The organism is Streptomyces sp. NPDC015346 (assembly GCF_043078785.1).
Classification (GTDB): Bacteria; Actinomycetota; Actinomycetes; order Streptomycetales; family Streptomycetaceae; genus Streptomyces.
This window is the reverse complement of the sequence record NZ_JBIBTW010000005.1, coordinates 69,559-90,709: the sequence shown is the minus strand read 5'-3', so window position 1 is coordinate 90,709 and position 21,151 is coordinate 69,559. Positions and strand designations below refer to the sequence as shown.

Sequence of the window (21,151 nt, the reverse complement as noted above, 5' to 3'; positions counted from 1 at the left end):
GGGCCTTTCGGTCACTGGGCACCGTCTGGGCACCGTAAGGATTCAGATCCGCTTGTAGGGACAGCACACGGCCCGGGCTGCCGCCATCCACTCGGATGGCGGCAGGCCCGGGCCGGAGGTCACGCCGTGAGGGCGGCGTGGTGCGAGGAGATCTTTACAGCTTCGTCCAGGCCTCGGTGAGGGTGGCGCGGAGGATCTGCTCGATCTCGTCGAACGTGGACTGGTCCGCGATCAGCGGCGGAGCCAGCTGGATGACCGGGTCCCCACGGTCGTCGGCGCGGCAGTACAGACCGTTGTCGTACAGCGCCTTGGAGAGGAAGCCGTAGAGCACGCGCTCGGTCTCCTCGTCCGTGAAGGACTCCTTGGTGACCTTGTCCTTGACGAGCTCGATGCCGTAGAAGAAGCCGTTGCCGCGGACGTCGCCGACGATCGGCAGGTCGTGCAGCTTCTTCAGGGTGTCGAAGAAGTTGCCCTCCTGGTCCAGCACGTGCTGGTTCAGGCCTTCCTTGTCGAAGATGTCGAGGTTGGCGATCGCGACCGCCGACGACACCGGGTGGCCACCGAAGGTGTAGCCGTGCAGGAAGGTGTTGTCGCCCTTGTAGAACGGCTCCGCGAGGCGGTCCGAGATGATGCAGGCACCGATCGGGGAGTAACCCGAGGTCATGCCCTTGGCGCAGGTGATCATGTCCGGCACGTAGCCGAACTTGTCACAGGCGAACATCGTGCCGAGGCGGCCGAAGGCGCAGATCGTCTCGTCGGAGACGAGGAGCACGTCGTACTGGTCACAGATCTCGCGGACCCGCTGGAAGTACCCGGGCGGCGGCGGGAAGCAGCCACCGGCGTTCTGCACCGGCTCCAGGAAGACGGCCGCGACGGTCTCGGGGCCCTCGAAGAGGATCTGCTGCTCGATCTGGTCGGCGGCCCAGCGGCCGAAGGCCTCGGGGTCGTCGCCGTAGATCGGGGCGCGGTAGATGTTGGTGTTCGGCACCTTGTGCGCGCCGGGGACCAGCGGCTCGAAGGGGGCCTTCAGGGCCGGCAGGCCGGTGATCGACAGGGCGCCCTGCGGGGTGCCGTGGTAGGCGACCGCGCGGGAGATGACCTTGTACTTGGTGTGCTTGCCCTGCAGCTTGAAGTACTGCTTGGCGAGCTTCCAGGCGGTCTCGACGGCCTCGCCGCCACCGGTGGTGAAGAAGACCTTGTTCAGGTCACCCGGGGCGTACTGCGCCAGCCGCTCGGCCAGCTCGACGGCCTTGGGGTGCGCGTACGACCACACGGGGAAGAACGCGAGCTCCTGCGCCTGCTTGTAGGCGACCTCGGCCAGCTCCTGGCGGCCGTGTCCGGCGTTGACCACGAAGAGGCCCGCGAGACCGTCGAGGTAGCGCTTGCCCTTGTCGTCGAAGATGTAGGTGCCCTCACCACGCACGATGGTGGGAACGGGCGAGTTCTCGTACGACGACATGCGGGTGAAGTGCATCCACAGGTGGTCGTACGCGGTCTTGGAGAGGTCCTTGCTCACGGCTATCGGGTTCCCCACATATAGGTCTGCTTCTTGAGCTTGAGGTAGACGAAGCTCTCGGTGGAGCGCACGCCGGGGAGGGTGCGGATGCGCTTGTTGATCACATCCAGCAGGTGGTCGTCGTCCTCGCAGACGATCTCCACCATCAGGTCGAACGAGCCCGCGGTCATCACCACGTACTCGCACTCGGCCATGGCAGTCAGCGCGTCGGCGACCGGATCGAGGTCACCCTCGACGTTGATGCCGACCATCGCCTGCCGCCGGAATCCCACGGTGAGCGGGTCGGTGACGGCGACGATCTGCATGACGCCCTGGTCGAGCAGCTTCTGGACGCGCTGCCGCACGGCCGCCTCGGAGAGGCCGACGGCCTTGCCGATGGAGGCGTACGGGCGGCGACCGTCCTGCTGGAGCTGCTCGATGATCGCCAGCGAGACGGCATCGATCGTCGGGGACGAACCGGTTCCGGTCCTGGAGTTCGTGCTTTGACTGGCCACAACCCCACTGTGCACCGAGACTCGTCTGTCTTGCAAGCCCGAAGCGATGTAATTCGTTGTTTTCGCTTCGTGATCTCACTGAATCCGAAGTTGGGGGGTGCCAGGCCTGTCGAAAGCGTCCGCCGAGCGACTACTGTGGGGATGTCTCACCCATCGGGACAGAATGAACTCTGAACGACAGGAGGGGTGGCAAGTGACCACCGAGCTGCGCCGGCTGCGTAACTACATCAACGGGGAGTTCCGGGACGCCGCCGACGGGCGGACCATCGAGGTGGTCAACCCGGCCACGGGCGAGGTCTTCGCCACGTCTCCGCTCTCCGGCCAGGCGGACGTCGACGCCGCGATGACGGCCGCCGCGGCCGCCTTCCCGGCCTGGCGCGACACCACGCCGGCCGAGCGCCAGAAGGTCCTGCTGAAGATCGCGGACGCCTTCGAGGAGCGCGCCGAGGACCTGATCGCCGCCGAGGTCGAGAACACCGGCAAGCCGGTCGCTCTCACCGCGAGCGAGGAGATCCCGCCCATGGTGGACCAGATCCGCTTCTTCGCGGGTGCCGCCCGGATGCTCGAGGGCCGCTCGGCCGGCGAGTACATGGAGGGCATGACCTCGATCATCCGCCGCGAGCCGGTGGGTGTCTGCGCCCAGGTCGCGCCGTGGAACTACCCGATGATGATGGCCGTGTGGAAGTTCGCCCCGGCCCTCGCCGCGGGCAACACGGTCGTCCTCAAGCCCTCGGACACGACCCCCGCGTCGACCGTCCTGATGGCCGAGATCATCGGCTCCATCGTCCCCAAGGGCGTCTTCAACGTCCTGTGCGGCGACCGCGAGACGGGCCGCGCGATGGTCGAGCACCCGATCCCGGCGATGGCCTCCATCACCGGTTCGGTACGCGCGGGCATGCAGGTCGCCGAGTCGGCGGCCAAGGACGTCAAGCGCGTCCACCTGGAGCTGGGCGGCAAGGCCCCGGTCGTCGTCTTCGAGGACACCGACATCGACAAGGCCGTCGAGGACATCTCGGTGGCCGGCTTCTTCAACGCGGGCCAGGACTGCACGGCCGCGACCCGGGTCCTCGTCCACGAGTCGATCCACGACCAGTTCGTCTCCGCGCTCGCCAAGGCCGCCGCCGAGACCAAGACCGGTCAGCCGGACGACGAGGACGTGCTCTTCGGCCCGCTGAACAACGCCAACCAGCTGAAGCAGGTCAGCGGCTTCATCGAGCGCCTCCCGGCGCACGCCAAGGTCGAGGCGGGTGGCCACCGGGTCGGCGACAAGGGCTACTTCTACGCCCCGACCGTCGTCTCCGGCCTGAAGCAGGACGACGAGATCATCCAGAACGAGGTCTTCGGCCCGGTCATCACGGTGCAGTCCTTCCGTGACGAGGAGCAGGCCCTGGAGTACGCCAACGGCGTCGAGTTCGCGCTCGCTTCCTCGGTCTGGACGAAGGACCACGGCCGCGCGATGCGGATGTCCAAGGCGCTCGACTTCGGCTGTGTGTGGATCAACACCCACATCCCGCTGGTGGCCGAGATGCCGCACGGCGGCTACAAGAAGTCCGGCTACGGCAAGGACCTCTCGGCGTACGGCTTCGAGGACTACACGCGCATCAAGCACGTGATGACCTCGCTGGGCCAGTAGCCCCGAGAGCGTCGAACGGCGCGGCCCCGGCACCCTGTCGAACAGGGCGCCGGGGCCGCGCCGTTGTGGGGGGGGCACCCGAGGGTGCCCCCCACTTTTTGAACGCGTTCATGAGGGGCGTACGGTGAGGGCATGAGCGACACCGACGGGCCCAGAGCCCTCCTGAAGCGCATCCGTGTCTGGCTGGTCCTCTTCATCGTCTGCCTGGTGCTCAGCGGGCTCACCGCCTTCCCGCTCGTCACCGAACTCCGCCTGGCCGAGGCCGCCCTGACGTCCTGGGCGTCCCCGGTCGCCGACCACTTCCCGGGCCTCATGGAGTGGATCCGGCGGGTCCGCGACGGCCTGGACGCCGCCGACGCGCAGTACCCCTTCGTCCTCTACGGCACCGACTGGCTGGCCTTCGCCCACCTCGTCATCGCCGTCGCCTTCTACGGGCCCTACCGCGACCCGGTCCGCAACATCTGGGTGATCCAGTTCGGCATGATCGCCTGCGCCGGCATCGTGCCGCTCGCGCTGATCTGCGGCCCGATCCGGGGCATCCCCTTCTGGTGGTCGGTCATCGACATGTCGTTCGGCGTCTTCGGTGTGATCCCGCTGCTCGTCGTCCACCGGATGATCAAGCGCCTGGAGGCGCTGGAGGCACAGCAGGCGCTCAGGCCGACGGTGTCCCGTAGGTCGCCAGCATGAGCCTCAGCGCGACCTCGTTCGTCTCCTGGCCCTTCGCGTCCGTGGAGTTGACGCTGTAGACGAGGGTGCGCGCGCCGTCGCGGGTCGAGGCGATCGCCGTGTTGTAGCCCCACCGGCCGCCCGTCTTGCCCCACACCTCGCGCCCGCCCAGCCTCTTCATCGACAGGCCCACCGAGAACGCCGCCGGGTCGCCGCTCCGGAAGTCCGCGACCTTCGGCAGCGTGAACATCTCCTCCAGGAGCGGGCCGCGCACCACCCGTCCCCGGAAGAGGGCCTTCGTGAAACGCTCCAGGTCCGCCGTGGTCGAGATGATGTCGCCCGCCGCCCAGCCGTCCGTCACGCCCCACACCGTCACGTCGCGCAGCCCGGTCGTGCCGTCGTCCAGCGTCATCGCCTGATAGCCGTGGTTGTGCGGGCCCCGGATGCGCGGGTCGGTCCCGGGGAAGTACGTGTCACGCAGACCGAGCGGCCGCAGGACGCGCGCGGCGACCTGGTGCTCGTACGAGTCGCCCGTCACGCGCTCGATCAGCAGGCCCGCGATCGTGTAGCCGATGTTGAGGTAGTGCTGCTTCGTGCCGGGCGCGAACTCGGGCTCCTTCGCCGTCGCCGAGCGCACGATCTCCCGCGGGTCGTGGACGTCGAACCGGTGCGCGTACCACTCCTCGACCGTGTCCCCGGGGAAGTCGGCGGCCGGGATGCCATGGGTGTGGTCGAGGAGCTGACGGACCGTGACCTTCCCGTACCGGCCGGGGATCAGCTCCGGCAGGTACGAGCGGGCCGGGCGGTCCAGGTCGAGGCGGCCCTCGGCGGCCAGCTGGAGCGCGACCGCCGCCGTGAAGACCTTGGTCACCGAGCCGGCCCGGAAGCGGCCCTCCGGATCCGCCGGGCGGTCCGTCTCCAGGTCGTGCACGCCGGAGGTGCCCCGCCAGACGCCCTCGGTGCCCCCGACCCGTACCAGAGCGGCCGTCGCCCGGCCGTCCGGCAGCCCGGCGATCGCCGCCGCCAGGGCGGGGTTCCGCGCCTGGACGGAGGCGGACGCCGGGTTGGACATCGAGGCGGACACCGAGGCGGACGCCGAGGCCGGCGGGGCGGCGGAGGCCGGCAGGGTCGCCGTGCCCGCCGCGACGCCCAGCACGAGCGCGGTGGCGATCAGCGCGCGGGTGGTGCTCTTCATGGTGGTCAACTCCCGTGACGTGAGCGGTTGTTCTCGACTCACATCCTGCTGACCGGCGGGATCGCGCGGATCGCCCGCGCAGGGGGTCTTCGCCGGTCAGCTCCTCGCCCGCACGGGGGAGTCCGGCGCCCCACCCGCCTCGACCAGACCCGTCTCGTACGCGCAGATCACCGCCTGGATCCGGTCACGCAGCCCCAGCTTGGCGAGCACGTTGCCCACGTGCGTCTTGACCGTGTGCTCGCTGACGATCAGCTCCGCCGCGATCTCGGCGTTCGAGAGACCGCGCGCGAGCAGCAGCAGCGTCTCCCGCTCCCGGCCGGTCAGCGCCTCCAGGCGCGGGTCGGGCACGCGCCTGCGGGCCGCCGGCCGCGTGTACTGCTCCACCAGCCGGCGGGCGACGGACGGCGCGAGCAGCGAGTCGCCCCGCGCCACCACCCGTACCCCGTGCACCAGATCGTCCCGGCGCACGTCCTTCAGCAGAAAGGCGCTCGCGCCCGCGTGCAGTGCCTCGTACACGTACTCGTCGGAGTCGAAGGTCGTCAGCATCACCGTCCGGCAGGCCGACTCCGCGCTGATCGCGCGGCACGCCTCGATGCCGTCCATGCGCGGCATCCGGATGTCGAGCAGCGCCACGTCGGGCGCGTGCCGGCGCACGGCCTCGACCGCCTCCGCCCCGTCGCCCGCCTCCGCGACCACCTCGATGTCCGGCCGGGCGTCCAGGATCATCGCGAAGCCGCTGCGGACCAGCTCCTGGTCGTCGGCCACCACCACACGGATCGTCAACGTCCCGCCTCCAGAGGAATCGTGGCCCGGACCCGGAAGCCCCGGCCGTCCGGGCCCGGGCCGGTGCTCGCCGTACCGCCGTGGGCGGCCGCCCGCTCGCGCAGACCGAGCAGTCCGTGGCCGCCGGAGCCCGGCCGCGGGCCGCGACCGTCGTCCGTCACCACGATCTCCAGCACGTCGTCGCCGCGCGTGAGCCGTACGGAGGCGGTGCGGGCGTCCGCGTGCTTCACCACGTTCGTCAGCGCCTCCTGGACGATCCGGTAGACCGTCGCCCCGGTGGCCGTGGGCAGGGCGTGCACCCCGCCCGTCGCCCGGTAGGTGACGTCGAGACCGCCGGCCCGGACCCGCTCCACCAGGCCGGGCAGGCCGGCGAGGTCCGGCTGCGGCTCCCTCGGCGCGGGCGTGCCGCCCGCCGGACCGTCCTCGTCCCGCAGCACGCCCAGCATCCGGCGCAGCTGCGCCATGGCGTCCCGGCCCGTCTCGGAGATCGCGTCGAAGGCGGCCTCGGCTCGCTCCGGAGCCGTACGCACCGCCACCGGTCCCGACTCCGCCTGCACGATCATCAGGCTCACCGCGTGGGAGAGGATGTCGTGCATCTCCCGCGCGATCCGGGCCCGTTCGCGCGCGGCGGCCTGCTCGGCCTCGACGCGGTTGGCCCGCTGCCGGGTGTCGGTCAGCCGGCCGAAGACGTACGCCGCCGCGAACACGAAGAGGGAGAAGGTCAGTTCACGTGCCGACCGGGTGTTGAGCCAGACGGAGACCGGCACCGCGAGCGCGAGCAGGACGACCGTGACGAGCCGGTCGCGGGCCGGCGAGAGCGCGGCGATCGTGTAGGTGATGACCAGACCGGTGTACGGCAGGGGCTGGCCCGGCCCCTCCACGGCGGTCTTGTAGAGCGCGCTCGTCGCCAGGATCGCCAGCAGGACGGCCATCGGTGCGCGCCGCCGCCAGACCAGCGGGACCACGGTGAGGGTGGTCAGCCCGTACGCCGGCCAGGTCGCCGGCTCCAGCTCCGGCCCGCGCGGCACGACGAACGGCATGGTCATCGCCGCCTGCACGAGCAGCGCGACGCCGATGTCGACCGCCCAGGGGTGGGCGCCGCCGAGCGTCCTGGCCCGGTCCCACAAGCCCTGCACGCTTCCGGCTCTGCTCGCCTCCGCCTCAGCCTCCGCCTCCGCCTCCGCCTCCACCCGTGTCTCCGCCCGTATGCCGTGCGGTGTGTCTCTCACGGTGTGCGGCCCCTTCGCAGTTCGGCGGCGAGCGCGTCCACACGGTTGGTGGTGATCGAGTCCACCCCGTGCTCCAGGAGCTTACGCATCGCGCGCCGGGTGTCCGGGGTCCAGACGGAGACGAGATACCCGTCCCGGTGCACCCGGTCCACCAGCTGCCGGCTCACCAGCCCGAAGCGGTAGTTGAGCCAGCGCGGCCGGACCGCGTCCAGGAGCACGGGGCGCGGGGGCGCCAGCGTCGTCCAGGTCAGGGCGATCTCGGCGGACGGGTCGGCGGCCCGGACCTGGAGCATGGCGACCGAGCCCGCGCAGTAGAGGACCCGCTCGGCGGCGCCGCACTCGCGGACCGTGCCGACGACGCGGCGGACCGACGACTCGTCGCCGCCGGGCAGATCGAGCATCAGCCGGTGCGGCCCGGCCGCGATCAGCGCCTCGCGCAGGGTCGGGATCCCGCCGTCCGTCAGTTCTTTCAGCTGCTCCAGGGAGAGCGAGGACAGCGGCCGGTCGTGACCCCACAGCCGTTTCAGCGTGTCGTCGTGGAGGAGGACGGGGACGTCGTCGCGGGTGAGCCGCACGTCCACCTCCACGGCGTCCGCGCCCCCCTCGATCGCCGAGACGATCGAGGGGACCGTGTTCTCGCGGACGCGGTACGGGTCGCCCCGGTGGGCGACGACAGTCACGTGGTCCATGGCCTCATTCTCGGGTCGTCAGGGCCGGGGCGCCGGTCGGCCCGCGAGCCACTGTTCGGTGTACGCGTCGATCTCGGCGGCGATCCGGGCCTTGCCGGCCGGGTCGAGGAAGGAGGCCTCGACGGCGTTCTTGGCGAGGGCGGCGAGCCCGCGCTCGTCGAGCTCCAGGAGGCGGGCGGCGACCGCGTACTCGCTGTTCAGGTCCGTGCCGAACATCGGCGGGTCGTCGCTGTTGATGGTCACGAGGACACCGGCGGCCACCATCTCCTTGATCGGGTGCTCGTCCAGGTGGGCGACCGCCCGGGTCGCGATGTTGGAGGTCGGGCAGACCTCCAGGGCGATCCGGTGCTCGGCGAGGTGGGCGAGGAGCGCGGGGTCCCGCACGGCGCTGGTGCCGTGGCCGATGCGCTCGGCGTGCAGGTCGTTCAGGGCGTCCCAGATCGTCTCCGGGCCCGTCGTCTCGCCCGCGTGCGGCACCGAGTGCAGGCCGGCCGCGACGGCGCGGTCGAAGTACGGCTTGAACTGGGGGCGGGGCACCCCGATCTCCGGGCCGCCGAGACCGAAGGAGACCAGGCCCTCGGGGCGCAGGTCGACGGCGAGCCTGGCCGTCTCCTCGGCGGCCACCAGACCGGCCTCACCGGGAATGTCGAAGCACCAGCGCAGGACGACCCCCAGCTCCGCCTCGGCCTGCTTGCGGGCGTCCTCGATCGCCTCCATGAAGGCCCGCTCGTCGATTCCGCGCCGGGTCGAGCTGTACGGGGTGATCGTCAGCTCGGCGTACCGGATGTTCTGGCGGGCCATGTCGCGGGCGATCTCGAAGGTCAGCAGCCGGACGTCCTCCGGGGTGCGGACGAGGTCCACGACCGAGAGGTAGACCTCGACGAAGTGCGCGAAGTCGGTGAACGTGAAGTAGTCGGCGAGCGCCTCCGGGTCCGTGGGGACCTTGGAGTCCGGGTGGCGGGCGGCCAGTTCGGAGACGATCCGGGGGGAGGCGGAGCCGACGTGGTGGACGTGCAGCTCGGCCTTGGGAAGCCCGGCGATGAAGGGGTGGAGATCGGTCATCGGATCATCGTAGGCCGGGCCGGTCCCCGCCCGGAGGGAGGTCGTAGCATGGCGGGACCACGATGGGGGAGGCCCATGTCTGACAACAGCGAGCAGCAGCGGGGCGGGTACGACCCGGCGGATCCGTGGGCTCCGCCGAACCGCGACGGGGTGGAACTGAGCAAGCCGGCGGCCCCGGAGCCGCAGGACCGGCCGCCGGTGTCGCCGGTGCACGACCAGCCGACGATGACGTCCATGCCGGCGGCGGGGGACGGCACGGGAGAGCTCCCGCCGCCGCCCGTCGCCCCGGGCGGACCGGCGGCGACGCCCGGCGCGTACGGATATCCGCCGGCGCCGCCGGCGGCCGGGGCGACGTCGACGTACGGCTACCCCGGCTACCCGGGGTACAGCGGCTACGGTCAGCAGGGCTGGCAGGGCGGCGGCGGTCAGTCCAACGGCATGGGCACGGCGGCCATGGTGCTCGGCATCCTGGCCGTCTGTCTCTTCTGCCTGTACGGCGTGCTCAGCCTGATCCTGGGCGTGCTGGCCCTGATCTTCGGGATCATGGGCCGCAAGCGGGTCCAGCGCGGCGAGGCGAACAACGGCGGCCAGGCGACGGCCGGTGTCGTCCTGGGATCGATCGGCATCGCGCTCGGAGTGGCGATGATCGGCTTCCTCGTCTGGATCTTCATGAACGCCGAGGAGTTCGAGAACGACGGCGGCCTGAACGATCCGTTCGCGACCAGCCTGGTCGTCGAGAACCGCTGACCGACGCGGTCGACGACGCCCGACGGCGACGACCGGCGAAGGGCCCGGCACCCCGGTGCGGGGCCCTTCGCCGTTCCCCGTCCGCCGTTCCCCGTCCGCCGTTCACCCGCCCCGCAGGCGGGACCTCGCCTCCATCAGGGCGAAGCCCAGCAGATTCAGGCCCCGCCAGCGGGAGGGGTCCTTCGCCCGGGGGTCGTCGGCGGCCAGACCGATGCCCCACACGCGGTCCAGCGGACTCGCCTCCACCAGGACACGGCCGCCCGTGCCCAGCAGGAACCCCCGCAGCGCCTCGTCCGAGGCGAACTTGTGGACGCTGCCCTCGACCACGATCGCGAAGCGCTCCCGCTCCCACACCTTCTCGTCGAAGCCCCGCACCAGCCGCCCGGCCCTCTTCGCCGCCGCCGGCGAGCGGGCCGCGAGGGCCGCCCGCTCGGCCTCCGGGTCGCCGAAGAGCCGTGCCTTCGACGCCATCATCCAGTGCTCCGCCGTCGCGTACCGAACCCCTTCGACCTCGAACGGCGACGGCCACCACTGACTCAGGCAGCTCGCCGAGAGCTGCCCGTCCGGCCTCCCGCGGTGCCCCCAGAAGTGCAGCCACTTGACCTTCTCACCCTTGCTGACCTGCTGTGTCAGCTCTTCAAGATGCCCCATGCACGCGAGTCTGGCAGCCGCCACGGACACTCCGTACGGGGATTTCCCGGCACCCTCGACACATGGTCGACGTATTCCGTCGCGTAACCAAAAGGCAACAACGGAATCACTTGTTGGACCGACATCCCTCTGTCAGGATCGGCACTCAATTCGAGCTGGAACAACGGAGAGCGTCATGGGCAACCGCTTCCAGGTGACCGACCGCTTCGCGGACGGCGCGCAGTACATCGGCGGGCGGCTGCGCCCCGGGACCTCGGGTCAGGAGCACAGCGTCGTCGATCCGGCCACGGGCGAGAGCGTCCACACCTACGAACTGGCCTCCACGGCGGACGTCGACGCGGCCGTCGCCGCCGCCAGGGACGCCTTCCCCGCGTGGGCCGGCGCCACCCCCGGCGAGCGCTCCGACGCCCTGCACCGGTTCGCCGGCGTCCTCGCCGAACAGGCCGAGGAGTTCGCCCGCGTCGAGTCCCTCCAGTGCGGCAAGCCCATCAAGCTGTCGACCGAGTTCGACGTCCCCGGCACGGTCGACAACACGGCCTTCTTCGCCGGGGCCGCCCGCCACCTCCAGGGCCAGTCCGCCGGGGAGTACAGCGGCGACCACACCTCGTACGTCCGCCGTGAACCCATCGGGGTCGTCGGCTCCATCGCCCCCTGGAACTACCCCCTCCAGATGGCCGCCTGGAAGATCCTCCCGGCCATCGCCGCCGGCAACACGATCGTCCTCAAGCCGGCCGAACTCACCCCGCTCACCTCGCTGATGTTCGCGCGGGCGGCCACGGAGGCCGGCATCCCCGACGGCGTCGTCAACATCGTGACCGGCGCGGGCCGGATCGCGGGCGAGCACCTCGTCGGCCACCCCGACGTCGCCATGACCTCCTTCACCGGCTCCACCCCGGTCGGCAAGCGGGTCGCCGAGATCGCCACCTCCACCGTGAAGCGGCTCCACCTCGAACTCGGCGGCAAGGCACCCTTCGTCGTCTTCGACGACGCCGACCTGGAGGCCGCCGCCCACGGCGCCGTCGCCGCCTCCCTCATCAACACCGGGCAGGACTGCACCGCCGCCACCCGCGCCTACGTCCAGCGCCCGCTCTTCGACGCGTTCGTCGCCCGGGTCGCCGAGCTGATGGAGACCGTCCGCCTCGGCGACCCCTTCGACCCCTCCACCGACCTCGGGCCGCTGATCAGCCACGCCCAGCGGGACCGGGTCGCCGCCTTCGTCGAGCGCGCCCGCGGCTACGCCACGGTCGTCACCGGCGGCGAAGCCCCGGGCGGAGAGCTGAAGAACGGCGCGTACTACCGTCCGACCCTGATCACCGGCGCCGCGCAGGACAGCGAGGTCGTGCAGTCGGAGATCTTCGGACCGGTCCTCGTGGCCCTGCCCTTCGACAGCGACGACGAGGGCCTCGGGCTCGCGAACGACACCCCCTACGGCCTCGCCGCCTCCGCCTGGACCCGTGACGTGTTCCGCGCGAACCGCGCCACCCGCGAGATCAAGGCGGGGTGCGTCTGGGTCAACGACCACATCCCGATCATCAGCGAGATGCCGCACGGAGGCTACAAGGCCTCCGGCTTCGGAAAGGACATGTCGGCGTATTCCTTCGAGGAGTACACGCAGGTCAAGCACGTGATGTACGACAACACAGCGGTCGCCGCGAAGGACTGGCACCGCACGATCTTCGGGGACCGATAGCAATCTCGTCGCCCGACCAGCGGCGAAACCATCCCGAAAGGGCACAGCGCATGGAGCAGTACGAGCCCGACAGCCTGTCCGCCGCGCAACTGGCGGCCATGCGGCGCAGCCTGACGAGCGGCCGGGGCGCCCTCACACGCCGTTCGATGCTGCGCGCCGGAGGCGTAGGAGCGCTCACGATCGGCGGCCTCGCGTCCCTGAGCGCCTGCGGCATCCCGCCGGCCAAGCGGGAGGGCCAGGGGCCCGCCTCGACCGACTTCTCGGCCAAGGAGAAACAACTCAGCTTCTCCAACTGGACGCAGTACATCGACATCAGCGAGGACGAGAAGTCCCGCCCGACCCTGGAGGCGTTCACCAAGCGCACCGGGATCAAGGTCAAGTACACCGAGGACATCAACGACAACGTCGAGTTCTTCGGGAAGATCCAGCCCCAGCTCGCCGCCGGCCAGGACACCGGCCGCGACCTCATCTGCGTCACCGACTGGCTCGCCGCCCGCATCATCCGCCTCGGCTGGGCACAGAAGCTCGACCCGGCCAACCTGCCGAACGCCTACGCCAACCTGGCCCCGCAGTTCCGCCGCCCCGACTGGGACCCCGGCCGCTCCTACTCGTACCCGTGGACCGGCATCTCGACCGTCATCGCGTACAACGTGAAGGCCACCGGAGGCCGCAAGGTCGACTCCGTCACCCAGCTGCTCGACGACCCCACCCTCAAGGGCAAGGTCGCCTTCCTCTCCGAGATGCGCGACACGGTCGGCATGACCCTGCTCGACATGGGCAAGGACCCGGGCACCGTCACCGACGCCGACTTCGACGCCGCCCTCGGGCGGGTCCAGAAGGGCGTCGACACCAAGCAGATCCGGCGCTTCACCGGCAACGACTACACCTCGGACCTCAGCAAGGGCGACATCGCGGCCTGTCTCGCCTGGGCCGGAGACCTCATCCAGCTCCAGGTCGACAACCCGGACATCAAGTTCGCGATCCCGGCGGCCGGTTACATGACGTCCACCGACAACCTCCTCGTCCCCGCGAACGCGCGGCACAAGACGAACGCCGAGCGGCTCATCGACTACTACTACGAGCTTCCGGTCGCCGCCCAGCTCGCCGCGTACATCAACTACGTGTGTCCGGTCGACGGGGTGAAGGACGAGCTCACCAAGATCGACCCGGCGCTGGCGAGCAACACGCTGATCCTCCCGGACAAGGCCATGGCCAGGAAGTCGCACGCCTTCCGCTCGCTGACGAGCGAGGAGGAAACGGCGTACGAGGAGAAGTTCGCCAAGCTCATCGGTGCCTGAGCAGTCGTCACCCACCCCTTACGAACCGGGATCGCAACCCATGACTGACACGAACACCGGCGGCGACGTCCGTCTCACCGGCATCAGCAAGACGTACGGCTCCTTCACCGCCGTGCACCCGCTCGACCTGACCGTGCCGCAAGGCTCGTTCTTCGCCCTCCTCGGCGCCTCCGGATGCGGAAAGACCACCACGCTGCGGATGATCGCCGGCCTCGAGGAGCCCACCACCGGCACCGTCTTCCTCGGCGACAAGGACGTCACCGACCTCCCGCCGTACAAGCGGCCGGTCAACACCGTCTTCCAGTCCTACGCGCTCTTCCCGCACCTGGACATCTACGAGAACATCGCCTTCGGCCTGCGCCGCCGGGGCGTCACGTCCGTGAAGAAGCAGGTCGGCGACATGCTCGACCTCGTCCAGCTCGGCGACAAGGCCAAGCACAAGCCGCACCAGCTCTCCGGCGGCCAGCAGCAGCGCGTCGCCGTCGCCCGCGCGCTCATCAACCACCCCCAGGTCCTCCTCCTCGACGAGCCGCTCGGCGCCCTCGACCTCAAGCTGCGCCGCCAGATGCAGCTGGAGCTCAAGCGGATCCAGACCGAGGTCGGCATCACCTTCGTCCACGTCACCCACGACCAGGAGGAGGCCATGACCATGGCCGACCAGGTCGCGGTGATGAACGGCGGCCGGGTCGAGCAGCTCGGCGCGCCCGCCGACCTCTACGAGAACCCCCGCACCACGTTCGTCGCCAACTTCCTCGGCACCTCCAACCTCATCGAGGCGGAGGTCGTCGAGACCGGCTCCACCGACCTGGTCGTGACGGCCGGCGGCGGCAAGCTCACGCTGCCCGCCGACCGCTGTTCCGCGACCGTACGCACCGGCGGCAAGGTCCTCGTCGGTGTCCGGCCCGAGAAGATCTCGCTCGCGCACGCCGACGACGCGAGCTCGATCGCCGACGGCCGCAACAGGGTCACCGGCCGGATCGTCGACTCCTCCTTCATCGGGGTCTCCACGCAGTACGTGGTGAACTCGCCGGCCGGCGCGGAGCTGCAGGTCTACGAGCAGAACATAGAGCGCGACACACGCCTGGTGCCCGGCGCCGAGGTCGTCCTGCACTGGAACCCGGCCCACACCTTCGGCCTGGACGCGACTCAGGACATCGACGCGGGCGTGGAGACGGTGGAGGACGCCTCGTGACCATCACGGAAGCTCCACCGGCGGCGGACCTCCCGGTCCGCAAGGGGTCCACCCGCAGGCGGCTCACGCCGTACTGGCTGCTCCTGCCCGGCATCGTCTGGCTGCTCGTCTTCTTCGCGCTGCCGATGGTCTACCAGGCCTCGACCTCCGTGCAGACCGGCTCCCTGGAGCAGGGCTTCCAGGTCACCTGGCACTTCCAGACCTACTGGGACGCCTTCCAGGAGTACTGGCCGCAGTTCGTCCGGTCCCTGCTGTACGCCGGTACCGCCACGCTGCTCTGTCTGCTCCTCGGCTACCCGCTGGCGTACCTGATCGCGTTCAAGGCCGGCCGCTGGCGCAATCTGCTCCTGGTCCTGGTCATCGCGCCGTTCTTCACCAGCTTCCTCATCCGGACGCTGGCGTGGAAGACGATCCTCGCCGACGGCGGGCCGGTCGTCGACGTCCTCAACACCCTGCACGTCCTGGACGTGACCAGCTGGCTCGGCTGGACCGAGGGCGACCGCGTCCTCGCCACCCCGATGGCCGTGGTCTGCGGTCTGACGTACAACTTCCTGCCGTTCATGATCCTGCCGCTCTACACCTCCCTGGAGCGGATCGACGGCCGGCTGCACGAGGCCGCGCGGGACCTGTACGCGTCCCCGACGACCACCTTCCGGAAGGTGACGTTCCCGCTCTCCATGCCGGGCGTCGTCTCGGGCACCCTGCTCACCTTCATCCCGGCCAGCGGTGACTACGTCAACGCGGAGCTGCTCGGCTCCACCGACACCAAGATGGTCGGCAACGTCATCCAGTCGCAGTTCCTCCGGGTGCTCGACTACCCGACGGCGGCCGCGCTGTCCTTCATCCTCATGGCGATCGTGCTGATCATGGTCACCGTCTACATCCGCCGTGCCGGAACGGAGGACCTGGTCTGATGCGCTGGATACGACGCAACCTCGTCGTCATCGCGGGCCTGCTGACGCTCGCGTACATGATCGTGCCGAACATCGTCGTGATGGTGTTCTCGTTCAACAAGCCGAACGGGCGCTTCAACTACGCCTGGCAGACGTTCTCGCTGGACGCCTGGAAGGACCCGTGCGGCGTCGCCGACCTGTGCGGTTCGCTGACCCTGTCGCTCCAGATCGCCGCCTGGGCGACGGTCGGCGCCACGGTCCTCGGCACGCTGATCGCCTTCGCGCTGGTCCGCTACCGCTTCCGGGCGCGCGGCGCGATCAACTCGCTGATCTTCCTGCCGATGGCGATGCCCGAGGTCGTCATGGCCGCCTCCCTGCTCACGCTCTTCCTCAACATGGGCGCCGAGCTGGGCTTCTGGACGGTCCTGATCGCCCACATCATGTTCTGCCTGTCGTTCGTGGTGACGGCGGTCAAGGCGCGCGTGATGTCGATGGACCCCCGCCTGGAGGAGGCTGCGCGCGATCTCTACGCGGGCCCGGTGCAGACCTTCGTACGGGTCACGCTGCCGATCGCCGCACCCGGTATCGCCGCCGGAGCGCTGCTCGCCTTCGCGCTCTCCTTCGACGACTTCATCATCACCAACTTCAACGCGGGCTCGACCGTCACCTTCCCCATGTTCGTCTGGGGTTCGGCGCAGCGCGGCACGCCCGTGCAGATCAACGTCATCGGCACGGCGATGTTCGTCATCGCCGTCCTGGTGGTGGTCGCCGGTCAGATCGTCAGCACCCGGCGCAAGAAGGCAGCGACAAGCTGAGTACGACACGTACGACCCTGAGCTAAGCCCTGAAGGAGTGGAAACCATGGCCCCAGTCGCCATGCGTAGTGCCGCACGCTCTCTCTCCGACGCCCAGCCCGTCCCCTTCTGGCTGGAAGACCCCGGCAAGCCCGGCGCCCTGCCCGCCCTCACCGGCACCGAGAAGTGCGACCTTCTCGTGGTCGGCGGCGGCTACAGCGGACTGTGGACCGCGCTCCTCGCCAAGGAGCGGGAGCCGGACCGGGATGTCGTACTGATCGAGGGGCGCGAGGTGGGCTGGGCCGCCTCGGGCCGCAACGGCGGCTTCTGCGCCGCCTCCCTCACGCACGGGTTCGGCAACGGGCTCGCCCGCTGGCCGGACGAGCTGGTCACGCTGGAGCGGCTCGGCGAGCGCAACCTCGACGCCATCGAGGCGGCGGTCGCCCGCTACTCCCTCGACTGCGACTTCGAGCGCACCGGAGAGATCGACGTCGCCACCGAGCCGCACCAGGTCGAGGAGCTGCGCGAGATGTACGAGGCGGCCCGCCGGCTCGGCCTCGCGGACGGTCTCGAACTCCTCGACCGGGACGCGGTCCGTGCCGAGGTCGAGTCGCCGACCTTCCTCGGCGGCCTCCACGACCGCCGCGGGGTCGCCATGCTCCACCCCGCCAAGCTCGCCTGGGGCCTGAAGCGGGCCTGTCTGGACCTGGGCGTACGGATCTTCGAGAACACCCCCGGCCTCGCACTGGTCTCCCTCGGCGCGGGGATGGGGGTACGCACCCCCTACGGCCGGGTGGTCGCCCGCCGTGTCGCCCTCGGCACCAACGTCTTCCCCTCGCTGGTCAAGCGGGTGCGGCACTACACGGTCCCGGTCTACGACTACGTCCTGACGACCGAGCCGCTGACCGACGAGCAGCTCGCCTCCGTCGGCTGGAAGAACCGCCAGGGTCTGGGCGACAGCGCCAACCAGTTCCACTACTTCCGCATCACCGCCGACCACCGGATCCTGTGGGGCGGCTACGACGCGATCTACCCCTTCGGGGGCCGCCTCAGCGCCGAGCGGGACCACCGCCCGGAGACGTACCTCAAGCTCGCCGAGCATTTCTTCCGCTGCTTCCCGCAGCTGGAGGGGGTGCGCTTCAGCCACGCCTGGGGCGGCGCGATCGACACCTGCTCGCGCTTCTCCGCCTTCTTCGGCACGGCGCACCAGGGGAAGGTGGCGTACGCGGCGGGGTTCACCGGCCTCGGGGTCGGCGCCACCCGCTTCGGCGCGGACGTGATGCTCGACCTGCTGGCCGGTGAGCACACGGAGCGCACCGAGCTGAAGATGGTCCGCTCCAAGCCGCTGCCGTTCCCGCCCGAGCCGCTTGCCTGGGCGGGCATCGGCCTCACCAAGTGGTCGCTGGCCCGGGCCGACGAGAACGGCGGGCGCCGCAACCTGTGGCTGAAGACGATGGACCGGCTGGGTCTCGGTTTCGACAGCTGACGGCTGACGGCTGACGGCTGAACGACCGACAGGTGAACGGCTGACGGCTTGCGCGGGACGCCGATCGCGCGCCGGGTCCACGCCCCCGGCGCACACCATTCGATCATGGTGTGACCCAGTTCACTCCCGATGTACCGGCCGAACCCGCGTAATGATCGTCGCCAACCCCGCTCTCTGCGTGTGGGCACCGCGTCCGCGTGTCCGCACACGGAATGGAGGCCGTTGGCGATGAGTGGTTCGGGGGCCAGGACCGCAGTGGAATGGCTGGCATCGGTGGCGCCGGATCCCGACGCCTGCCGGTGGGAGTGGGAGCGCAACCCCCTCGGGGTCACGCTGCTGCCCGCCGGCAGGCGTTGGGACGTGCTGATCCTGCCCGGGGAGCTCGGCTGCCCCACGCTCGACGTGCTGGTACGGCTCGTGGACCGGCCGGGTCCCGTCCTGGCCGACTTCGGCGAGGCCAGGACGGGCTTCTTCGTGCCCCCGGGCACGGCGGCGCGCTGGCTCGGCACCGGGGTGCGCGGCGCCGGCCACGGCACCTGGATCGTCGTCCCGTATCCGGGGCGCGTGACCGGCGGAGTGCGGTGGCTGGTGCCGCCGGACGGGAGCGGGACCCTCAACGACGCCTCGCTCCTGGAGCTGGCGATGCACGAGGCGGCGGGCCGTCTGGCCCGCGAGGAGAGGGGACGGGGGACGCGGTAGCCCTCCCCGGCACCGCGGTTCAGCCGGAACGTCGCCGCGTACAGGTGGAGCTGAGCGTCAGGATCAGCAGACCCAGACAGAGACTGGCCAGCACGTCCAGGGGCCAGTGGAAGCCGCGCAGGACCAGGCCGGTGCCCGTCGCCGCCGTCAGGAGGGCGGCGACGGGCAGCAGCCGGCGCGAGAGCAGGAAGGCCGCGCCGAAGTAGGCGACCATCGCGGTCGCGGTGTGGCCCGACGGGTAGTAGCCCGCGGCCCAGGGCTCCAGCGGGCCGGGGCGGGCGGTCCATTCCTTCAAGGGGATGACCAGGAGCGGGACGAGCGCCATCGCCAGACCCGCGTACAGCGCCGCCGCGCGCCGGCCGTGCCACACCGCGTACGCCATCGCGCAGCCGAGGACGGGCAGGGCCACCGTCATGTTGCCGAGGTCGGCGCCGAGTTCGGAGAGGCCGCGCGGGACCGTGTCCACCAGCGCGCGGGAGACCCGCTCGTCGAGGCGGGCCAGCGGGCCTCCGGCCACGACCTGCCAGGTGAAGAGGGAGAAGACGGCGACCGCCGAGAAGAAGACAGCCGTCCTCCCCGGAACAGGGGGGGTGGTTCCGGGGAGGACGGCTTGACCGGGCTGCCGCGCGCCCCGGGGGGTGTGGGGCGGGCGGCCATCCGATCGGTGAGGAGTTCCGGAGCCGGAGGCTCCAGTGGTGTGCGCGAGGGCACGATCAAGGCGGGGCTGGGGAGGCTCCGCCCTGGTGTCGCCCGCAGTCCCCTGCGAGCGGGGTGTTTCTCTCATCTGCAGAAACCGTACGCCACGGAAAGGGGGGCCGACAGCCGGATCTCCATCCCGCCATCGGCCCCCCACACCTTCTTCACACCGGGTGTCGAACGCCTCAGATTCCGGCGAACGCGTTCTCGATGATGTCGAGGCCCTCGTTCAGCAGGTCCTCGCCGATGACCAGCGGCGGCAGGAAGCGCAGCACGTTGCCGTAGGTGCCACAGGTCAGGACCAGCAGGCCCTCGGCGTGGCAGGCCTTCGCCAGCGCGCCGGCGGCCTCCGGGTTCGGCTCCTTGGTCGCGCGGTCCTTGACCAGCTCGATCGCGATCATGGCGCCGCGGCCGCGGATGTCGCCGATGGCGTCGAACTTCTCGGCCATCGCCGACAGGCGGGCCTTCATGACCGACTCGATCTTCTTCGCCTTGGCGTTGAGGTCGAGCTCCTTCATCGTCTCGATGGAGCCCAGCGCGCCGGCGCAGGCCACCGGGTTGCCGCCGTAGGTGCCGCCCAGGCCGCCGCCGTGCACGGAGTCCATGATCTCGGCGCGGCCGGTGACGGCGGCGAGCGGCAGACCGCCCGCGATGCCCTTGGCGGTCGTGATCAGGTCGGGGACGATGCCCTCGTCCTCACAGGCGAACCACTGGCCGGTGCGGCAGAAGCCGGACTGGATCTCGTCGGCGACGAAGACGATGCCGTTATCGTTGGCGAACTTCACGATCGCCGGCAGGAAGCCCTTGGCCGGCTCGATGAAGCCGCCCTCGCCGAGGACCGGCTCGATGATGATCGCGGCGACGTTCTCGGCGCCGATCTGCTTGGTGATGTTGTCGATCGCCTGGGCGGCGGCCTCGGGGCCGCAGTTCTCCGGGCCGGTGGGCCAGCGGTAGCCGTAGGCGACCGGCACGCGGTAGACCTCGGGCGCGAACGGACCGAAGCCCTGCTTGTACGGCATGTTCTTCGCCGTCAGCGCCATGGTGAGGTTGGTACGGCCGTGGTAGCCGTGGTCGAAGACGACGACGGCCTGGCGCTTGGTGTACGAACGGGCGATCTTGACCGCGTTCTCGACCGCCTCGGCGCCCGAGTTGAACAGCGCGGACTTCTTGGCGTGGTCGCCCGGGGTCAGCTCGGCCAGCGCCTCGCAGACCTCGACGTACCCCTCGTACGGCGTCACCATGAAGCAGGTGTGCGTGAAGTCGGCGAGCTGCGCGGCGGCGCGGCGGACCACGGCCTCGGCGGAGGCGCCGACGGAGGTCACGGCGATGCCGGAGCCGAAGTCGATGAGGCGGTTGCCGTCGACGTCCTCGATGATGCCGCCGCCGGCCTTGGCGGTGAAGACGGGCAGCACGGAACCCACGCCGCCGGCCACGGTGTCGAGGCGGCGGGCCTGAAGCTCCTGCGACTTCGGACCGGGGATGGCGGTGACGACGCGCCGCTCCTGCGGGACAGCGTTCATGCGGGGCTCCTGGGGTGTTCTGGACGCACGTGTGGCTTTCTTCCGCAGGCTAGGTGCGCGGGAGGGGTCCGGGCATGCGCCGATCGGGAGTGGTGGGGGGTGTGTCGTTGTCCGTGGTGGACATGGCGTCGCTCCGGGGGTGCCGGAAAGGCGCACGTTCCCACGGGTGAGCGAAACGGCTCCGGGGCCGCCGTCGCCCACTAGATTGACGGTTGCAC

20 protein-coding genes are annotated in these 21,151 nt (G+C 70.4%); 10 read left to right on the top strand and 10 right to left on the bottom strand.

What is annotated here, in order from left to right:
• Positions 1-154 precede the first annotated feature (154 nt).
• The gene (locus tag ACF06X_RS19430) at positions 155-1,534 is read right to left on the bottom strand and encodes an aspartate aminotransferase family protein (RefSeq protein WP_392288513.1); all 1,380 of its coding nucleotides are present in this window, start codon (positions 1,532-1,534) and stop codon (positions 155-157) included.
• Entirely contained in the window at positions 1,519-2,010 is a 492-nt protein-coding gene (locus ACF06X_RS19425; RefSeq protein WP_356896785.1) for an Lrp/AsnC family transcriptional regulator, read from the bottom strand. The genes ACF06X_RS19430 and ACF06X_RS19425 overlap by 16 nt, the downstream gene beginning before the upstream one ends.
• Before the next feature lie 193 nt (positions 2,011-2,203).
• Here ACF06X_RS19425 and ACF06X_RS19420 point away from each other — a divergent pair, with 193 nt between their 5' ends.
• Positions 2,204-3,643 (top strand): gamma-aminobutyraldehyde dehydrogenase, encoded by a 1,440-nt coding sequence (locus ACF06X_RS19420; protein ID WP_392288512.1) that lies wholly within the window; start codon positions 2,204-2,206, stop codon positions 3,641-3,643.
• Between the two features lie 132 nt (positions 3,644-3,775).
• Positions 3,776-4,330: a hypothetical protein gene (locus ACF06X_RS19415; protein ID WP_392288511.1), complete on the top strand. Its 555-nt coding sequence runs from the start codon at positions 3,776-3,778 to the stop codon at positions 4,328-4,330.
• Here ACF06X_RS19415 and ACF06X_RS19410 read toward each other — a convergent pair.
• The 5 genes from ACF06X_RS19410 to ACF06X_RS19390 form a co-directional block, all read right to left on the bottom strand.
• Positions 4,296-5,504: a serine hydrolase domain-containing protein gene (locus tag ACF06X_RS19410; RefSeq protein ID WP_392288510.1), complete on the bottom strand. Its 1,209-nt coding sequence runs from the start codon at positions 5,502-5,504 to the stop codon at positions 4,296-4,298. The genes ACF06X_RS19415 and ACF06X_RS19410 overlap by 35 nt on opposite strands.
• 96 nt (positions 5,505-5,600) lie before the next feature.
• On the bottom strand, positions 5,601-6,287 hold the full coding sequence (locus ACF06X_RS19405) for a response regulator (RefSeq protein ID WP_392288509.1): 687 nt from the start codon (positions 6,285-6,287) through the stop codon (positions 5,601-5,603).
• Positions 6,284-7,333: a sensor histidine kinase gene (locus tag ACF06X_RS19400; protein ID WP_392289016.1), complete on the bottom strand. Its 1,050-nt coding sequence runs from the start codon at positions 7,331-7,333 to the stop codon at positions 6,284-6,286. Before ACF06X_RS19400 ends, ACF06X_RS19405 begins: the two co-directional genes overlap by 4 nt.
• A gap of 179 nt (positions 7,334-7,512) precedes the next feature.
• A complete protein-coding gene (locus ACF06X_RS19395; RefSeq protein WP_392288508.1) occupies positions 7,513-8,205 on the bottom strand; it encodes a glycerophosphodiester phosphodiesterase in 693 nt (230 codons plus the stop codon).
• A gap of 18 nt (positions 8,206-8,223) precedes the next feature.
• Positions 8,224-9,267 carry an adenosine deaminase gene (locus ACF06X_RS19390; RefSeq protein WP_392288507.1) on the bottom strand — a complete coding sequence of 348 codons (1,044 nt, stop codon included), beginning with the start codon at positions 9,265-9,267 and terminating at the stop codon, positions 8,224-8,226.
• Between the two features lie 75 nt (positions 9,268-9,342).
• On the opposite strand from ACF06X_RS19390, the gene ACF06X_RS19385 reads away from it, so the two are divergent.
• A complete protein-coding gene (locus tag ACF06X_RS19385) occupies positions 9,343-10,014 on the top strand; it encodes a DUF4190 domain-containing protein (RefSeq protein ID WP_392288506.1) in 672 nt (223 codons plus the stop codon).
• A 102-nt stretch (positions 10,015-10,116) separates the two neighbouring features.
• Here the strand turns inward: ACF06X_RS19385 and ACF06X_RS19380 are convergent, their stop codons facing one another.
• On the bottom strand, positions 10,117-10,665 hold the full coding sequence (locus ACF06X_RS19380) for an NADAR family protein (protein WP_392288505.1): 549 nt from the start codon (positions 10,663-10,665) through the stop codon (positions 10,117-10,119).
• Positions 10,666-10,840: 175 nt separating this feature from the next.
• On the opposite strand from ACF06X_RS19380, the gene ACF06X_RS19375 reads away from it, so the two are divergent.
• From ACF06X_RS19375 to ACF06X_RS19345, 7 genes are all read left to right on the top strand, one after another.
• Entirely contained in the window at positions 10,841-12,355 is a 1,515-nt protein-coding gene (locus ACF06X_RS19375) for a gamma-aminobutyraldehyde dehydrogenase (RefSeq protein ID WP_392288504.1), read from the top strand.
• 50 nt (positions 12,356-12,405) lie between these two features.
• A complete protein-coding gene (locus ACF06X_RS19370; protein ID WP_392288503.1) occupies positions 12,406-13,653 on the top strand; it encodes a spermidine/putrescine ABC transporter substrate-binding protein in 1,248 nt (415 codons plus the stop codon).
• A gap of 40 nt (positions 13,654-13,693) precedes the next feature.
• Positions 13,694-14,845, top strand: a complete 1,152-nt coding sequence (locus tag ACF06X_RS19365) for an ABC transporter ATP-binding protein (protein ID WP_392288502.1) — start codon at positions 13,694-13,696, stop codon at positions 14,843-14,845.
• Entirely contained in the window at positions 14,842-15,759 is a 918-nt protein-coding gene (locus ACF06X_RS19360; RefSeq protein ID WP_392288501.1) for an ABC transporter permease, read from the top strand. The genes ACF06X_RS19365 and ACF06X_RS19360 overlap by 4 nt, the downstream gene beginning before the upstream one ends.
• Complete coding sequence (locus ACF06X_RS19355; RefSeq protein WP_392288500.1) at positions 15,759-16,553, top strand: ABC transporter permease; 795 nt, start codon at positions 15,759-15,761, stop codon at positions 16,551-16,553. Before ACF06X_RS19360 ends, ACF06X_RS19355 begins: the two co-directional genes overlap by 1 nt.
• A 46-nt stretch (positions 16,554-16,599) precedes the next feature.
• Positions 16,600-18,018, top strand: coding sequence for an NAD(P)/FAD-dependent oxidoreductase (locus ACF06X_RS19350; RefSeq protein ID WP_392288499.1), 1,419 nt, complete (start codon positions 16,600-16,602; stop codon positions 18,016-18,018).
• Between the two features lie 228 nt (positions 18,019-18,246).
• Positions 18,247-18,717, top strand: a complete 471-nt coding sequence (locus ACF06X_RS19345) for a hypothetical protein (RefSeq protein ID WP_392288498.1) — start codon at positions 18,247-18,249, stop codon at positions 18,715-18,717.
• Between the two features lie 19 nt (positions 18,718-18,736).
• On the opposite strand, the gene ACF06X_RS19340 is transcribed toward ACF06X_RS19345, so the two are convergent.
• Both ACF06X_RS19340 and gabT read right to left on the bottom strand, forming a co-directional pair.
• Positions 18,737-19,234 carry a phosphatase PAP2 family protein gene (locus tag ACF06X_RS19340; protein WP_392288497.1) on the bottom strand — a complete coding sequence of 166 codons (498 nt, stop codon included), beginning with the start codon at positions 19,232-19,234 and terminating at the stop codon, positions 18,737-18,739.
• Between the two features lie 364 nt (positions 19,235-19,598).
• A complete protein-coding gene (gene gabT / locus ACF06X_RS19335; RefSeq protein WP_392288496.1) occupies positions 19,599-20,933 on the bottom strand; it encodes a 4-aminobutyrate--2-oxoglutarate transaminase in 1,335 nt (444 codons plus the stop codon).
• Positions 20,934-21,151: the final 218 nt, after the last annotated feature.

Bases quoted from the DNA above. Each gene is read 5' to 3' on its own strand.
- ACF06X_RS19415 (WP_392288511.1), top strand. From the start codon at position 3,776: ATGAGCGACACCGACGGGCCCAGAGCCCTCCTGAAGCGCATCCGTGTC.
- ACF06X_RS19410 (WP_392288510.1), bottom strand. From the start codon at position 5,504: ATGAAGAGCACCACCCGCGCGCTGATCGCCACCGCGCTCGTGCTGGGC.
- ACF06X_RS19400 (WP_392289016.1), bottom strand. From the start codon at position 7,333: ATGACCATGCCGTTCGTCGTGCCGCGCGGGCCGGAGCTGGAGCCGGCG.
- ACF06X_RS19395 (WP_392288508.1), bottom strand. From the start codon at position 8,205: ATGGACCACGTGACTGTCGTCGCCCACCGGGGCGACCCGTACCGCGTC.
- ACF06X_RS19390 (WP_392288507.1), bottom strand. From the start codon at position 9,267: ATGACCGATCTCCACCCCTTCATCGCCGGGCTTCCCAAGGCCGAGCTG.
- ACF06X_RS19385 (WP_392288506.1), top strand. From the start codon at position 9,343: ATGTCTGACAACAGCGAGCAGCAGCGGGGCGGGTACGACCCGGCGGAT.
- ACF06X_RS19380 (WP_392288505.1), bottom strand. From the start codon at position 10,665: ATGGGGCATCTTGAAGAGCTGACACAGCAGGTCAGCAAGGGTGAGAAG.
- ACF06X_RS19375 (WP_392288504.1), top strand. From the start codon at position 10,841: ATGGGCAACCGCTTCCAGGTGACCGACCGCTTCGCGGACGGCGCGCAG.
- ACF06X_RS19370 (WP_392288503.1), top strand. From the start codon at position 12,406: ATGGAGCAGTACGAGCCCGACAGCCTGTCCGCCGCGCAACTGGCGGCC.
- ACF06X_RS19365 (WP_392288502.1), top strand. From the start codon at position 13,694: ATGACTGACACGAACACCGGCGGCGACGTCCGTCTCACCGGCATCAGC.
- ACF06X_RS19355 (WP_392288500.1), top strand. From the start codon at position 15,759: ATGCGCTGGATACGACGCAACCTCGTCGTCATCGCGGGCCTGCTGACG.
- ACF06X_RS19350 (WP_392288499.1), top strand. From the start codon at position 16,600: ATGGCCCCAGTCGCCATGCGTAGTGCCGCACGCTCTCTCTCCGACGCC.
- ACF06X_RS19345 (WP_392288498.1), top strand. From the start codon at position 18,247: ATGAGTGGTTCGGGGGCCAGGACCGCAGTGGAATGGCTGGCATCGGTG.
- gabT (WP_392288496.1), bottom strand. From the start codon at position 20,933: ATGAACGCTGTCCCGCAGGAGCGGCGCGTCGTCACCGCCATCCCCGGT.